The 15,341-nt window shown below is 42.4% G+C and carries 14 protein-coding genes; 5 read left to right on the top strand and 9 right to left on the bottom strand.

The features are described from left to right. Window positions 1-198: 198 nt before the first annotated feature. Entirely contained in the window at window positions 199-1,911 is a 1,713-nt protein-coding gene (locus LEP1GSC192_RS16830) for a methyl-accepting chemotaxis protein (protein WP_020771434.1), read from the top strand. Here LEP1GSC192_RS16830 and LEP1GSC192_RS16825 read toward each other — a convergent pair. Next, the gene (locus LEP1GSC192_RS16825; protein WP_020771120.1) at window positions 1,908-2,642 is read right to left on the bottom strand and encodes a hypothetical protein; all 735 of its coding nucleotides are present in this window, start codon (window positions 2,640-2,642) and stop codon (window positions 1,908-1,910) included. The genes LEP1GSC192_RS16830 and LEP1GSC192_RS16825 overlap by 4 nt on opposite strands. A gap of 63 nt (window positions 2,643-2,705) precedes the next feature. Further along, window positions 2,706-3,743: a zinc-binding dehydrogenase gene (locus LEP1GSC192_RS16820; RefSeq protein WP_020771283.1), complete on the bottom strand. Its 1,038-nt coding sequence runs from the start codon at window positions 3,741-3,743 to the stop codon at window positions 2,706-2,708. Window positions 3,744-3,939: 196 nt separating this feature from the next. Between LEP1GSC192_RS16820 and LEP1GSC192_RS16815 the strand changes: the two genes are divergently transcribed. The 3 genes from LEP1GSC192_RS16815 (at window position 3,940) to LEP1GSC192_RS16805 (ending at window position 5,763) form a co-directional block, all read left to right on the top strand. Continuing rightward, complete coding sequence (locus LEP1GSC192_RS16815) at window positions 3,940-4,518, top strand: PaaI family thioesterase (protein ID WP_020771089.1); 579 nt, start codon at window positions 3,940-3,942, stop codon at window positions 4,516-4,518. A gap of 76 nt (window positions 4,519-4,594) precedes the next feature. After that, window positions 4,595-5,026, top strand: a complete 432-nt coding sequence (locus LEP1GSC192_RS16810) for an MAPEG family protein (RefSeq protein ID WP_020771374.1) — start codon at window positions 4,595-4,597, stop codon at window positions 5,024-5,026. Window positions 5,027-5,145: 119 nt separating this feature from the next. Then, a complete protein-coding gene (locus LEP1GSC192_RS16805; protein WP_020771388.1) occupies window positions 5,146-5,763 on the top strand; it encodes a glutathione S-transferase family protein in 618 nt (205 codons plus the stop codon). A gap of 81 nt (window positions 5,764-5,844) precedes the next feature. On the opposite strand, the gene LEP1GSC192_RS16800 is transcribed toward LEP1GSC192_RS16805, so the two are convergent. From LEP1GSC192_RS16800 to LEP1GSC192_RS16770, 7 genes are all read right to left on the bottom strand, one after another. Then, a complete protein-coding gene (locus LEP1GSC192_RS16800) occupies window positions 5,845-7,746 on the bottom strand; it encodes a PAS domain-containing sensor histidine kinase (RefSeq protein ID WP_020771117.1) in 1,902 nt (633 codons plus the stop codon). Between the two features lie 65 nt (window positions 7,747-7,811). Further along, window positions 7,812-9,923: an ATP-binding protein gene (locus LEP1GSC192_RS16795; RefSeq protein WP_020771246.1), complete on the bottom strand. Its 2,112-nt coding sequence runs from the start codon at window positions 9,921-9,923 to the stop codon at window positions 7,812-7,814. A gap of 149 nt (window positions 9,924-10,072) precedes the next feature. Continuing rightward, a complete protein-coding gene (locus tag LEP1GSC192_RS16790; RefSeq protein WP_020771297.1) occupies window positions 10,073-10,801 on the bottom strand; it encodes a histidine phosphatase family protein in 729 nt (242 codons plus the stop codon). A gap of 2 nt (window positions 10,802-10,803) precedes the next feature. Continuing rightward, window positions 10,804-11,199 carry a DUF6285 domain-containing protein gene (locus tag LEP1GSC192_RS16785; RefSeq protein WP_020771129.1) on the bottom strand — a complete coding sequence of 132 codons (396 nt, stop codon included), beginning with the start codon at window positions 11,197-11,199 and terminating at the stop codon, window positions 10,804-10,806. A gap of 10 nt (window positions 11,200-11,209) precedes the next feature. Then, a complete protein-coding gene (locus LEP1GSC192_RS16780) occupies window positions 11,210-12,253 on the bottom strand; it encodes a phosphotransferase family protein (RefSeq protein ID WP_020771195.1) in 1,044 nt (347 codons plus the stop codon). A gap of 2 nt (window positions 12,254-12,255) precedes the next feature. Then, complete coding sequence (locus LEP1GSC192_RS16775; protein WP_020771484.1) at window positions 12,256-13,431, bottom strand: acyl-CoA dehydrogenase family protein; 1,176 nt, start codon at window positions 13,429-13,431, stop codon at window positions 12,256-12,258. Window positions 13,432-13,452: 21 nt separating this feature from the next. After that, a complete protein-coding gene (locus LEP1GSC192_RS16770; protein WP_036090792.1) occupies window positions 13,453-14,673 on the bottom strand; it encodes an SMP-30/gluconolactonase/LRE family protein in 1,221 nt (406 codons plus the stop codon). A 32-nt stretch (window positions 14,674-14,705) separates the two neighbouring features. Here LEP1GSC192_RS16770 and LEP1GSC192_RS16765 point away from each other — a divergent pair, with 32 nt between their 5' ends. After that, window positions 14,706-15,338 (top strand): Crp/Fnr family transcriptional regulator, encoded by a 633-nt coding sequence (locus LEP1GSC192_RS16765; RefSeq protein ID WP_020771226.1) that lies wholly within the window; start codon window positions 14,706-14,708, stop codon window positions 15,336-15,338. Window positions 15,339-15,341: the final 3 nt, after the last annotated feature.

The following is a 15,341-nucleotide window of genomic DNA, read 5'->3' as shown; positions in this document are numbered from 1 at the left end:
GAACATAAAGTTGTCTCTATGTGGTACATTCTATTTCGTATACTAAAATGGATTTTGTCTAAATTCGAAAAATGACATGCCCCGTGTGAAATAAATTCTTCCCTAAAAAATCATTTCTTTGATTTAGTTGGTGAAAGTGTTCTAATTTGCTCGATTAATATTCCATTCTGTGCTATACTCCCCGCCCGGAGGGTTTTCATGAAATGGTATTCACGACTAAGTTTAAATTTAAAATTAGCGATCTTATTCTCTTCAGTATTAATTCCTTTTTTAATCATACTGGCTCTATCTCTTATCAATTCAGCTTCTCGGATCGCTGATATAGAAACGATCCGCAACGATAGATTAATTCCGTTACAACAGCTAAAAACGATCTCGGATCATTACGCGATCTCGATTGTGGATTGTGTTCACAAAACTCGCAGCGGTGCATTCACGTATGAAGAAGGTGTCGAAAAACTAGATACTGCGATGAAGGAGATCAAATTGCAGTGGAATATCTATCTTCAAACACATTTAGTGGAGGAAGAAAAAGTCCTTATCGAAAAATTGAAACCTTTATTTGACGAAGCCGACAAGAGTGTGGAAGAAGTTCGAGCGCTTATGGTCGCTAAAGATAAGGAAGGTTTGGGAAATTTTGCGGACAATAAAATGTATTCGAAAATAGACCCCGTTGCGGGTAATATCGAAAAGCTGATCTCCGTGCAGTTGTTTATCTCGGAAAAGATCTACCAAAAAGCGGAGACGGAATATACGTTTAGTCTTACGGTTTTTCTTTCTATTTCGGCGCTGACACTCGTTTATATTCTTTACGCTTCGATTAAATTTTCGATCCGACTTGTGCAAGGTTTAAATCGAGTCAGAATTTCCATCCGGGACGCTGATTTTAGTCATCCAATAGAAGTGGAAGAGGACGAACGAAATTTAGACGAACTCTACCTTCTATCATTAGTGTTCCGTAATTTTCAGTCCAAGGTGAAGGAGATGTTGTCCTCTATCCTTACTTTTTCGGAATCTATCTTGGTAGCGGCTGAACAACTTTCCAAATCCAGCGAATATCTTTCGGAGAATGCGCAAAGTGAATCCGCTTCCGTCGAAGAAATTTCCGCTTCCGTCGAAGAGATCAGTGCCGGTATGGAACAGGTCACCATGAATGCGGAAGGACAGTATAAACTTATTCTTTCGTTTTCCGGAGAAATGAAAGAGTTGGATAGTTTGATCACGAAAGTCGGGGATTCAGTTTCCGATTCTTTGGGAAAAATTTCGGATATGTATACCAAAACGGAGGCCGGTAAAAAAAATATGGGCAGCCTCTCCGAAAGTATGATAAAAATTGAATCTAGTTCCGGAGAGATGAGATCGATTACTGCGATCATCCAGGAAATTTCCGAAAAAGTGAACCTTCTCGCATTGAATGCGGCTATAGAAGCTGCAAGAGCGGGAGAACATGGAAAAGGTTTCGCGGTTGTCGCGACGGAGATCACAAGACTCGCCGAACAAACGGATCAAAGTACGAAAACTATCGAAAGCCTGATCCGCACGAGTAACCAAGAAATTGAATCGGGGAAAAATTTTGTGGATAGTTGTGTGAGAGTTTATGCGGAAATCCTGGAGGGTCTTTCCTTTATCAAACTTTCCTCGGACAATATAGTCTCAACGATGCAAGTCCAGCAGGAGAAAAAGGCAACGATTATCACAGCGGTCAACGAAGTGGATACCAAATCGGAAGAGATCCGAACTTCAGTTAAAGAACAAAAAGTGGCGATCTCCGAGACTGCAAACGCAGTTTCGAATATCTCCGTTACGGTCCAGAATAGCGCTGCAAACTCGGAAGAGATCGCAGGAAGTGCAACGGCACTTTTAAATATCGCTAAAAGTTTAAGAGATACGATGAGCTTCCTGAAAGCTTAAACGTTATCCGGACCTTCTGCGATCTTCTTCTCTGTGCGAACCAAATAATACGTCGGGTATTGTAAAAAAATATCCGATGTAAGCATAAAGAAGAAGATAACAATCAGTAATATTTGTCCAAACATTGAAACCATCATTTCTTCCGAATTGGAGATAAGAGAAACCAGTAGATCCGGAACAAACATGATCACGAAAGGTGTCCAGGCCGCCACAATATAGTCGGAACGTTTGATACAACTTGGTAATTCTTTTATTCCTTGGATCAAACTTAGCTTTGAAAAGAGCACCGGAAGGATCAGATGAAGAACAAGCCCCAATACAAATGCAAATATCAGATAAAATCGAACAAATTCCGCGGGAAGTGGAGTGCCCGGTTCAGTACTTTGTTTTTTTAAGAACTCTTGCAATTGTGTCCCTAAAAAAGGTTCCACCAATCTAGCTACGATCAAAAAGAATAAAATCAAGAACAAGGCTAAAGTAAGCAAGAATATAAAGTATTTGGAAAATTCCACCGGTCTTGCAGGGTCCATTCCCGATCGGATCACGTATCCGTTCACTACATATGTTCCTAGTAACCCTAAGACGATCAGTATCCCGCCCAAAGCGACCGCGCCTCCCGCTTGTATCGCAGGAATTGCGCTAAATACTAGTAAAAATAAAACGGATCTAACGAGTACGATGAATCGGATCTGTCCTCTGGAAAGTATGTACTGTAAGTATTCTTTAAACATCAGCTATCTATCCGTTAGGATTTAAGAAGCGGATACGATAGCAAGCAAAGTTCGTCTTCGGAATCATTCGGGAGAGATCACAAATCGGATCGGATTTCCTTTTCTGTCTTCTAAATCTTGTAAACTTTCGTTGATGTCCTCTAATTTTCTTATATCCGTAATCGATCTGCTTAGATTCAATTTTCCTTGCACATAAAGATCTATCAATTCCGGGATGGCCCTTCGATCCGAACCGTAAGAGCCCGCAATAGTGATCTGTTTTTCGATAATGGAGAACGGGATTGCAAATTTTAAAGGCTCTCTTCCAATCCCGACGAGTACCATTCTTCCTCCGGGGTTCATGGCCCGAAGTGATTCTTCTATATTTGTCATTCTTCCGGAAAAATCAGCAAGAAGGTCCACTCCACCTTTGGAAATTTCCTTTAGGGTCTTGCCCGGATTTTTTACTTCTCTCAAATTTACTATTTCATCAGCCCCATAAGCGGCGGCGTTTTCCAAGGCTCCCCTATCCACATCCAAGGCGATCACTTTACCTTTTGTCAATGCTCTTGCAATCACCACTCCATGGATCCCGAGACCACCACAACCGAAAACAGCAACCGTATCTCCGTCTTGAATCTTTCCTCTGAACTTAATCGCATTATAAGGGGTAGAAACCGCATCGGCTAAGATCGCACCTTGTTCGAAGGGAACGGAATCAGGCAGGGGATAGAGATAACGTTCTTCGACTACATTATATTCTGCGAAACTACCTTCTCGATCAAATCCGAATACTCCGATCTCTTTGCAAAGATTTTCTCTTCCTGCGAGACAATGAGAACATACTCCGCAACTGGTTCCTGCGGCGATCACGACTCGATCCCCTTTTTTGAAACGAGTGACTTTTTCTCCCACTTCTTCCACTACACCGGAAGCTTCATGTCCGGGGATCTGAGGATAATGTTTACACTTTAAGGTTCCATGTAATACTAAATGTAGATCGGAACCGCAGATGCCACAGGCTTTGATCCTTACCTTCGCTTGTTCCGGACCGAGATCGGGGATTGGAACCTCTTTGATGATCAAATTTCTTTTTCCGGACTCTAAAACAGCGGCTTTCATCGTATTCTCCTCGACGTAGTGAGATTATAAACTGCCAAGAATCGGTCAAGGGATTTGAATAGGAGTTTTAGCCTTCTCCTCATGTCAGTTCGGGAGCAAAACAAATACGCTGTTCGTTATAGTCCGATCTCGAATTTCGTTCTTGTTCGCGCGCTTTCGGATTTTTCCATGGTAGATAGAAAGAAACTAGATACAGATGACTGCGGAAGACATTTATAAACATATCAAGGCCAGCCAAAACGGACAAGATTGGCATCATAAGAATTGTTTCGGTTGCGGGCCGGAAAATAAAAGAGGCTTACACGCCAGCTTTCCTTTTCACGAACCAAGCGGAGAAGTCCGTTTTGCTTGGACCATAGAGAAAGATTTTGAGGGAGCGCCCGGTTTCGCTCATGGTGGAGCGCTCGCTACTTTATTGGACGAGGCACAAGGCGTTTTATGTTTTCACTTAGGTCATTTTGTGATGACCGACCAATTATATATGCGTTATTATAAGGCCTGTCCATTAGGCGAAGAATTAGAAGTCCGCTGTTGGGTCACCATGGTAAGACGCAGAAGACTTTACACTAAAGGGACCGTTCATCTGAAAAAGACGGGAGAACTTCTTCTTTCCTCCAAGGCTCGCTGGTATGATATGCCTGATCGTGTTTTTTCCAGAATGTTCCAAGGTACTGCATTTCCCGTGGATACTATTTTGAAAGTCTTGGAAGAGAACCAAAAAAGAGGAAAAGAAATCAGGAAACGACTCAAAAAAGAAAAACTGAGGCCCGAGTAAGCTCGTTTTTTGCTCGCATTAATCCTACTCAAGTCCGATCCTGTGCTCCGTCAATCTTTGCACCTAGGAGTGTAGAATGGAATCTTCTTGGCAGGTCTTTGCGATTGTCTCAGTAATTTTATTCCTAAAATTACTTTCCACTTCCATCGTTCAAGGTTTGGTCCGGATAAAAACCAAAACATTCCGCTGGAAAGAAGACGCGGAATTTTTCACTAATTCATTCCCAGCAACGGACGATCATACGATAGTCGCCACTGCAAACGGGGTCTTCCGAAACGACTTGGAGAATATTCCAATTTTCTTATTCTTACTGATAGGGTATATTCATACCTATAACTGGCATGAAGGGACCATCATCTATTCCGGAATATTCATAATTTCCAGGATACTGCATGCCATTTTCTATTTTTTTCATAAACAACCTTGGAGGAATATCGCTTACGATTTGGGGATCTTGAGTATGTTAGCCCTATCGGGACATATTGTACATTCCGTATTTTTTGCCTGATCACCACAGTTCTTTTTATAAAAATAAAAAGGATTTGTTCCAAAAGATTTCCACGGAGAGTCTAAAAACAAAGCCTAGATCATATCCGGACCATTCCGGCCGAATCAAAGGAGAATCATTTGATCGAGTTATACACCGCAGGGACGCCTAACGGAAAAAAAGCTTCCATCATGCTGGAAGAATTAGGGATCCCTTATACAGTACATCCAATCGACTTTAGTAAATTAGAGCAAAAAGAAGAATGGTATCTTAAGATCAACCCGAACGGAAGGATACCTGCCATCGTAGACAAAGACAACGGTGACTTTCCTGTTTTCGAATCGGGAGCGATCCTGATCTATCTAGCGGAAAAATACGGAAAATTCCTACCGAAAGATCCTAAAGAACGATCCATCGCGATCCAATGGCTCATGTTCCAAATGGGCGGGGTCGGTCCTATGCAAGGTCAGGCGAACCATTTTGTGAAGTTTGCCCCGGAAAAAATTCCATACGCAATGAATCGTTACGTGGATGAAACAAAACGCCTTTATTCCGTTTTGGAAAGACGTTTGAAAGAATCCGAATATCTCGCAGGAAAGGAATTGAGTATTGCGGATATAGCGACCTGGCCCTGGGTAAAAGCTAGATCCTATATCGATCTTTCTTTGGATGATTATCCAAAGCTCAAAGCTTGGGAAGAAAAATTAGGAGCAAGACCCGCATTCATTAAAGGAAGCGAAATTCCTAAAAAATCCTAAATAATAAAAGCCGCTTTCTAAAAAGAGTGGCTTTAATATTACACAAGCTTGTTTTTCTATAATTTCGGACGAGGATTCCGACTAAATCGGGACTTTCTCCGCTAATGGTAGATAGACCCTGAATGTAGTCCTTCCCGGCACGGAATCAAAATCTATTTTTCCTTGATGTTTCTCTACGATCTTTCTGCAAATATCCAGGCCCAAACCGCTTCCCTCCCCTTTTTCTTTTGTGGTGAAGAATGGTTCGAAAATTTTATCTTGGATCTCTTTCGGAACACCGGGACCATCGTCCGTGACGGAAACGATTAAATAATCATCTTCGATATAAGATTCAAGATCCAAGCTACCTTCGAAAGAAATAGCCTGGAAAGCGTTATTAATCAAATTAGCCCAAACCTGGGTCAATTGATCAGCTTGCCCTTTCACAAGGGAATTCTCCGCAAAATTCCTTCGGATTTCCACTCCTTGTTTTACTTTATTATAATATAGTGTTAAGACCAGATCTATCTGTTCCCGAATGTCGATCAGACTAACTCCAGCATGATCCTGGTATACGTATGTCTTTAACGCACGGATCACTCGGGCTGCCTTGGACGCGGCCTCTCTAACTACATTGCTGTATCTCAAAATACCGGAAAGATTGTAAGCATTCGAAACTAAAGTCGGAAGTTTTTCTTTTTGGATCCCTTTGACCATATCGGGGATATCTTCCACATTTATACTCAATTCAGCCAGATTTTCCGACAAGAACTCGGAAGAAGGAAATCCAAGATTTTGTAACGTTTCCCGGATGATCTTTCTATTTTTTCTTTCTTCCGAGGAATCATAAAAGTCCGGAAAAATACTTCCTTTCGTAAAAATTTTCTTCCAAGTTTCTCTTTCTTGCGGATCCAATTCCGCAAATTCGCAGAGTAATTTTTCCCAATTCTGGCGAAACACACTTTGGATCCCTTCGTTGGAAGAAATGATCGCACCTAAAGGTGTATTTACTTCATGAGCGATCCCTGCGATTAATTGTCCGAGCACAGCCATCTTTTCGGATTGGATCAGTTGCGCCTGAGTGGATTTTAATTCTTCCAATGCTAATAGCAGGTCTCTATTCGTATTTTCTAAATAAGTATTGATTGCCTTTAGCTCTTCAGTTCTGAGAACAACTTTTTGTTCCAGATCTTCGTTCAACTTTCGGATCTCTTCTTCGGCTCTTTTTCTCTCCGAAATATCCCTTACGATCGCTTGTAATAAAGCCTTTCCGTTCAGAGTAACGGAAGTGAGCGTTACCTCCGCATCAAAATTAGTTCTATCTTTTTTACAATGTAACCAATCGAAAGTCTGGGGTTTTCCGGCAAGAGCCGCTTGTATCTTTTGAAACGCCTTTTGAGAGGAAGTTGCTCCATCCGGCTGGAACTCCGGAGAAAAATCCACAGGTGAAGCACCTATTATATCTTCTCTTTTACATCCGAACATCTCTTCCGTTTTAGGATTACATTCCAAAAAAACCCGATCGTCCATGAGAAAGATTGCCTCTCCTGCGGATTCGAATAATGCCTTAAATTTGAACTCTTGCTCTTCCAATGCTTTTTGGGCGATACGAATATCCGAGAGTGTTATGGCTAATTTTTCCTCCGTCTTTTTTCTTTCCGTCAGATCCTCGAAGATCAAAGAGGCACCAAAAATACCCGAATCGTCAAAAAGTGGATTTACTCTGATACGTACTTGTAGCAACATTCCGCTGATCGTAGTGTTATAAGGCCCTTCGTAGTCGGAAGCTTCTCCTTGTAGCCCCTTGCCGATCAATGTGGAAACTGTTTTGTCTTTAAGATTGGAATAAGAAAGTCCGATGATCTTATTTCTTTCGGCCCTTAAAAAATTCAAAGAAGAATTGTTTGCTTCTATTATTCTCCCCTGCCTGTCGAAGATCATGAGTCCGATAGGAGATTGTTCGAATATATCACGATATACGTTTTCACTCTTCGGTCCGTTCATAAGGATATTGAAAAATGGAAGCTCGCACAACTCTGTAAGGTCGAATTTTCAAATCAACCTAATAATTACGGCGCAACAGGGAGGGTAACGTAGAATGTTGTACCTTCTTCAGAACTGACGAATCGAATAGACCCACCATGTTCTTCCGCTACATTTTTGCATATATCTAGTCCGAGCCCCGTACCTTCTCCGGGAGACTTAGTAGTGAAGAACGGATCGAAGATCCGGTCTCTGATCTCTATGGGAACTCCGCTGCCGGTGTCTTGGACAGAAATTTCCCAGAACCCTCCTTTTTGTTCCGCATCCAAAAATATCCTTCCGGAATAATTCATGGCGTGTAAAGCATTTGTGATCAAATTAGTCCAGATCAAGTATAATCTTTCCGGATCTCCGAGTACTCTTGCGGTTTCCGGTATATTGATATCCACAATCACTTTGTTTTTCATTTTAGAATAATATAATGTAATAATGTTCTCTATCTGCTCTTTTGGAGAAACGGACTCCGAGTGAGGTTTCCAATCACCTTCTCCGGATGCATAACTTTTTAAAGCCTGGATCACCCTGGACGCTTTGATAGAGGCATCGAGGATCAGTTGACTGGATCTGGAAATACTGGAAAGAGCCGAGGCATTATTGACGATCATCCATCCTCTTTCTCCTTTTGGGATCTTCTCCGCCAATTCCGATACCTGCTCTGGAGAAATCCCCAAATCGGTTAAGGCATCCGCCATCACTAAGGAGTTTTCTATTCCGAATTCTCTTAGTATAACTTCCGATCTTTTCCTTTTGGTTCTTTCTTCCTTGGAGTCGAAATCCGAATTAACAGTTCCTCCCTTCTTGAATAAGATCCCCCAAAATTCCCTTTCTTCCTTATTAAAGCTGGAATAATCCTTTAAAAGTTTTTCCCAAGGTTCGCTCAGGATAGAACGGATCCCTTCCGTGGAAGAGCGAATTGCGCCTAACGGAGTATTCAATTCGTGAGCAATACCCGCCATCAATCTTCCCAAAACGGCCATCTTTTCCGATCGGACCAGATTCTCTTGGGTTTTTTTGAGTTCGTCCATGGCGGTCCTGAGTTTATCGTTCGCAGCAACCAAATATGTATTAGTAGATCTTAATTCTTCCGTTCTTTCCGCAACAGTGTTCTCCAATTCTTTGTTTGCGTTCCGGATCACAAACTCGGCATTCGCCAGATCCGTCACTAGTAAACTTTGCCTAAGACTCGCAATCACTACCATGACGCCGGCACAAAACCAAATGACCAATCGGATAATCTCAGGCAGACCAGGCAGTGTTAAGGAAAGGACGATTGCGGCTGAACAAACTACTACCTCCAATAACGGAAGGATCCGTAAAAGTCCACTTTCTGTTCCGGCTTCTTTTTCACCTTCCCCGGAAGAACTAGGGACCCAAGTCAAGGATCCGTATCCTAATAATAAGAGACTGGCGGAAAATCCCGCGTTCGTTAAAGTACCGTCTTCCGGAACTTCGATCAGAAAAATGGAATTCCATTGTAACCAGCTAATTCCCATTCCAGCGAGCCCAAACACCAAACATAAAAAGGAAAAGTCAGCCTTTAAACGTAAGGAAGGTTTCATCAGCACACCGATACAAGCCGCGGAAAGTGTGAACACAGGATAAACCGACAAGGTCAATAACTGGAACCAAGGCCTATCTTCTTTTTTAGAAAGATATAATACTAAGGTAACCGCAAGGACCGCGATCGCAAGTCCCAAGGCATCCATTACGGCCACCTTCATTCTATTAGGTGGAACTCTATCTTTTAGAAATTGAGCAAAACCTATGGCAAAGAACGGTCCTATCCAAGGATAAAATAGGTCGCTAGGCGCAGGAAAACTGTAAAACTTAGAGATCGCTTGGATATCCCAAACCACCTGCCCGAAAAAATAAGAAAGCAGCCCCAAGAAAAACCAGAATCTGAATCTTTTGGTTTTTCCTTCCGCAGACTTGTAACCGAACCAAGCAGTGATCGTAGCGATCGCGATAGACGATGTCCAATGTATATTATCGTAAATCCGTAATAATTCCGTTTCATCCGTGAAATATATAAGAACAAACAGGATTAAAACGAATGCAGATCCTAGGTATATGGAGAGAAACCCTAAATTTCTATCCTTTGAGGAACGAATTTCTAGTGTGGATACCAAAGAATTCATGCGGACTAGCGGGGCAAAATCCTACACCTTCGAATATCGAAGTCCACACTTTTTTATTTCCAAAAGTCTTCCGATCTTATGATATCTCCGTTGTTGAAGATCCTACAAGCGCATTAAGATAAGGCCCTCGGCTTTAGAACAATTTAGATTTAGTATAGCGTCCTTGAACTTTTATCCGGAATATGAGGAAGGAAATTTAAGCTTACCGGAATATATCTTCCTCTTACCCAACGAAACATACTGACGGAGCTATTCCAGATCCAAGGCATCCAGGTAAAAACGTCCTCATCTTGTTTGAGTATCCTCTTTAAGGTTAAAGAGATAGGTGTACCTGAAGTAAAAATAAAAAGCCTCTCCGCATCGGAAGGTTGAAAATATGTATCGCAGGCCAGATCCACTCTGGATTGAAAGTTTGCAAACGTTTCAATGCCGGGAGGAGTGAATTCTCCCGTTCGCCAAACGGATAATATCTCCTCGGTTAGTTTGAAAAATAATGCGGCCGATCGAATTCCGCCCTTCAATCGAACTTTAGAAAACTGTAATAAGGATCTTTGGAATTCAGGCCTGGTCCCGGATAGATGTTCCGCATATTTTTTCCACAACTCGGGAGGGAATTCATTCCAATTCGGATCGAAAGAATGAAAATCGGATCCCGATTTTAGATCGGAGTGTAAAGAAGAAACTCCCTTCATAAAGAACTCCGCTGTTTCTTTATGCCTTCTCATTGTTCCGGAAACGATCTTATCGGGAAAATCTCCATTGGAAGCCATATACTTTCCTAAGGCAAAGGCTTGTTCCTTTCCCTTATCGGTCAACAGATCGTAATCTTCTCCTGTGGAATTCGCCTGTCCATGGCGAATCAGATATATTACGGACATATTTAGGATTCCGTGGTGAATCTTGGATTTACGATCTCTACTTTTTCGATCACGGACTCTTTTATATGTTTCCAGTATTCCGTATCTTCCAATGATTTTTTTTCCTTTCGAATAATATCCCGCAGCTCTTCGTTCCAAGAAGAAGTCAGATTTTTTTTCTCATTCCACGTTTTAGGAAACTCCGATTTTTTACCCAGCAAGGAAGCGAGCCTAGAGAGTTCCTTGTCCAAGGACTCTTCTCCCGAACGTATTTCCCGCGAGATCACTCCAAGCATATTCCAACTTACTAATGTTTTATATGCGAGAAGGTCCTTATCCCTAAACTCCGGTAAAACTTCCTTCATTAGAAAATCCTGGATTGCTTCCAATAATTCCGTGGCGCTTGGTTTATCCTGCATAATGATTTCCTTATTTTATGGACTCTTCTATGAGTCTCATGGCCTCGTATTCCATTTCACAGGCCCTTCTTCCTATGGACGCAAGCTCTATTCCTTTATCCTTTCCGGAAAGGTGACGTTCCGCCTGACCGATACAACCGATAGCCCAACGAAGATTTCCCATTACTTCCCAATATCTGATCTTAATCGGATCCAGTTTTACTCCTGAAGCCTTCTCATAGATCTCGTAAAACTCGGAACGATCCGCAAAACCGCCCGCTTCCTTATTCAGTTTTCCGAATCTCCAATCCCTCATACATAACCAAGTCAGATCCTCGTGACGATCTCCCCAATGCGCAAATTCCCAATCCACTATTCCTTGCAGACCCTCCGAATTCACCATGAAGTTTCCGGTTCTAAAATCTCCGTGGATCAGAACCACAGCATCACTTTCCGGAGCATTCTTCTCTAACCAATTCAAGATAATTTCCATGGCAGGATAAGCTCCGTCCATAGATTCCAATTGGGAACGTAAAGCTTGGACAGAACCTTGGGCGACTGTTTTACCGCCTACATGTTGTCCTAGATTCAAAACTTCTTTGAGTTTTTCGTCCTTACATTTTTCGGGAGTAACCGAATGAATACGCGCAAGATTTTCCGCAAGTTCCTGAGTGATCCGTTTACGGACCTTATTTAAACTTGAATCTTTTACTACGAATCTTCCGGTGGCCTTCCCTTGGATCCTTTTCATAAAGTAGAATGGATTGCCGGTGACGGATTGATCTGATTCCAGCCAAAACGGTTCAGGAGTTTTGACTCCTGCCTCAAATGCCATTCTACAAACCTTGAATTCGTTTATTCTGGACAAGGAAGCAAGTAAAGAAGCTCCCTTGTCGGTTCGGTAAACCGTTTGGTATTGGCCGGATTCAGGGCCGCCAATTACCTTAATGTCTGCGGAAAAATTTTCCTGGCAGGCTCCTCCAGAAAGAGAAACCATATTAGCGATTTCTACTGTTCCTTGAAGCCTTTTTCCTAAATATGATTCCAGCCTTTCCTTCAATTCGGAATCTTTCACGATTAGAAGTTCTCCTTTCCGGACATTAAATTCCTACCGATCACCATCTTATGGGTTTCGGTAGGACCGTCGGCAATCCTTGCGGCTCTCGCATCTCTATAAAATAATTCTAATTTAAGATAACGGCTAAAACCGTGAGAACCGCAGATCTGAATGGCTCTATCTATACATTTGTTCAATGTCTCGCTCACCTGCCATTTAGCCAAAGATACTGCTTGTCTAGCGTCCCCGTTTTTGCGAAGAATGTCCGCCGCTTTTAATGTAAGTAGAAAACCCGACTCTATTTCCAAAGCGGATTCCGCAAACATCCATTGGATCCCTTGGTGATCGGATAATTTTCCTCCGAACAATTCTCTTTTGATCGCATATTCTCTTGCGATCTCCATCGATCTTCTGGCAAGACCGATCCATCTCATACAATGAGTAAGCCTTGCAGGTCCCAATCTTTCTTGGGAAAGACGAAAACCTTCTCCAATTTTTCCTAATACTTGGGATTCATGTACTTTTACGTTTTCGAATTTTAACTCACAATGTCCACCCGGACCATGCGAACCTAAAACTCCGATCTCCTGCACCATCGTGTATCCGGGAGCATCCGTAGGTACTAGGAACATGGAAGTGCGTCGGAAACTATCGTTTACCTTGGACATCACGATCAAAAAAGAAGCACCGTTTGCACCCGTGCAGTACCATTTATGACCGTTCAGGATATAATGATCCCCATCCTTCTCCGCGTTAGTCAAAAGAGAAGTTGGATCCGAACCTGCACCCGGAGGAGGTTCCGTCATTGCGAATCCGGAGCGGATCTTTCCTTCTACAAGCGGAAGGTAATACTTCTTCTTTTGTTCCGCGTTAGCTGCCAAGTGAAGAAGGTGCATATTCCCTTCGTCGGGAGCATCACAATTACAAAGATAAGGAGCGATCGGAGAACGTCCCAGCTCGCTGAATACGAGTGCTGTGCCGACTAGATCCAGACCTAGTCCACCTTCCGACTTGGGAAGATGGGCGGTCCATAATCCTCTTTTTTTGGCTTCTTCTCGTCCTTTTTGAACGATCGGTTCGGGCATTCTGCCATGATCGTAATCGTAATGATCCTCGGCAGGAATGGCAACTTCTTCCACGAATGCCTTGGCTTTTGCCCTGATTTCTTCGACTTCCTTTGGTATGGATAAATCCATGATATATTCAATTTTCCTTATTTATTCTTTTATTAATTCAGGAGGCAGCTTAAATTTGCCTATCCTGTCGTTATGAAGACTTCCTAAATAGATATACTCCCCTTTTCTTTTTACCGAAGTAATCTCTTTCAGATGTTTTCCCTTTGGCTCCTGGAAACTGGCCTCTACGACACCGTTTTCGTCCAGAATCACTGCAAAACCGTACGGTTGCGGTTTGGGCCATAGGAATTTAGGGAGTTTAGCCACGATCGATTTTGCCCAGGGGCGTGGATGCAGGATCTTATCCACCATACTGTTGCGAACGGTGAATAACGCTAAGTAGAAGTGACCCTTTCTATCCGAAGAAATATTATCCGGAAAACCGGGAAGATTCTCCGCCCAGATCTCGCTTGTTCCGGCTTTCGGCCCTTTGATCCAATATCTATGAATTCTATACTTATATGTTTCGTTTAATACTAGGAAATCCTCGTTTTTGGAAAGAGCCACTCCGTTTGGGAAAAAAAGATCTTTCATGAGAGTTGTGGTCTTTTTTGTACGAGGATCGTATTTTAACAAACGACCGTGAGGAACAGACTCCATTAGATCATATAAATATTCTGCGGAGCCGTATTTATCGCTCGCATCCGAAAAATAGATCGTGCCGTCCTTAGCAACGTCCAAATCGTCCGTGAATTTGAAAGGTACACCTTCCGATTCCGTGCTGAGTACTTCTACTTTTCCATCCTTACCGATCTTCAAAAGACCTTTAATCGCATCCGCAACTATGATGGAACCGTCTCCTAATAATTTCATTCCAAGAGGTCGCCCACCGGTGAATGCGTGCGCCTTCATTTCTCCGTCTTTGGAAATGAGATACACTTTCCCGTCTTCACTTGCAGAGTAGATATTGCCGTCTTCATCCGGTTCGATATCTTCCGGACCATGTATCTTTCCGAGTGCGATCAATTCTGCGGATTCTAATGTATTGTTTTCCTGGAAGGCTCCGATCAAACCGGTATCGATAGGCGGTTGGTAGGCGATGGGTTGGATTGGAGAAGGTTTGAGTGCAAAACCTATTATTAAGATGATAATAAACGCTGCGGAGAGCAGGAGGATTTTTTTCGTGTTCACGATTCCCTCCTTAGGGAAAACGAATGAGACGCTACTTACGAAGGTCGGACAGTCAACGTAAAATTCTAAGGTTCTCACCTTCCTACCAGAATAATTGATTGCGGCTCCCAACCAATCGCCGATATCGTACATGAGGACTAAAATCTTTCCCGGTCCGTTTTGGCATGAAGATCTCCGAAGATATGGTAAATAAACACGGCCTCCGCTTTAAGGAATCCGCCGTAATTTTCGATGAGAACGAACCTGCAGATCAAATGTATCTGATCCTTTCCGGAAAAGTAGGGATCCATAAAAAAGTAAAAGAAGCGTTCAAACTTCTTATAGAACTGAAAGAAGGGGATATGTTCGGAGAGATGGCGCTCGTGGACCGTAAACCAAGAAGCGCAAGAGCTATCGCAAAAACCGACGTATTATTATTCGCGATCACCGAAAGTGTGTTCTATAACCTAATTCAGACTAATCCGTCTTTCTCCTTAAAAATGGTAAAAATGCTTTCTTCCAGATTAAGAGAGACCAACCAAACGATAGCCAGTCTTTTAAAGGGAGACAGAAAGAACATCGTAACTTCCGCATTGATCACTTTCGCACAAACAAGAGGAGAACAAGAAGAAGGACAATACAAGGTTCATTTGGCTGCGTTTATGAAATGGGCCATCTTAAGAGTAGGACTGGAACATGCGGATCTAGTTTCCGCGATCAATCTTTTGGTAAAAGATAAGTTGATCGAACAACCTAAAAACGATCCCAGCCATATATTGATACGGGAAACGTTTTTCAAATATACATTGGACCAGTAATTC

This window comes from Leptospira sp. B5-022 (genome assembly GCF_000347035.1).
GTDB classification, from domain to species: domain Bacteria; phylum Spirochaetota; class Leptospiria; order Leptospirales; family Leptospiraceae; genus Leptospira_B; species Leptospira_B cinconiae.
This window is presented reverse-complemented; position numbering and strand designations above follow the sequence as displayed.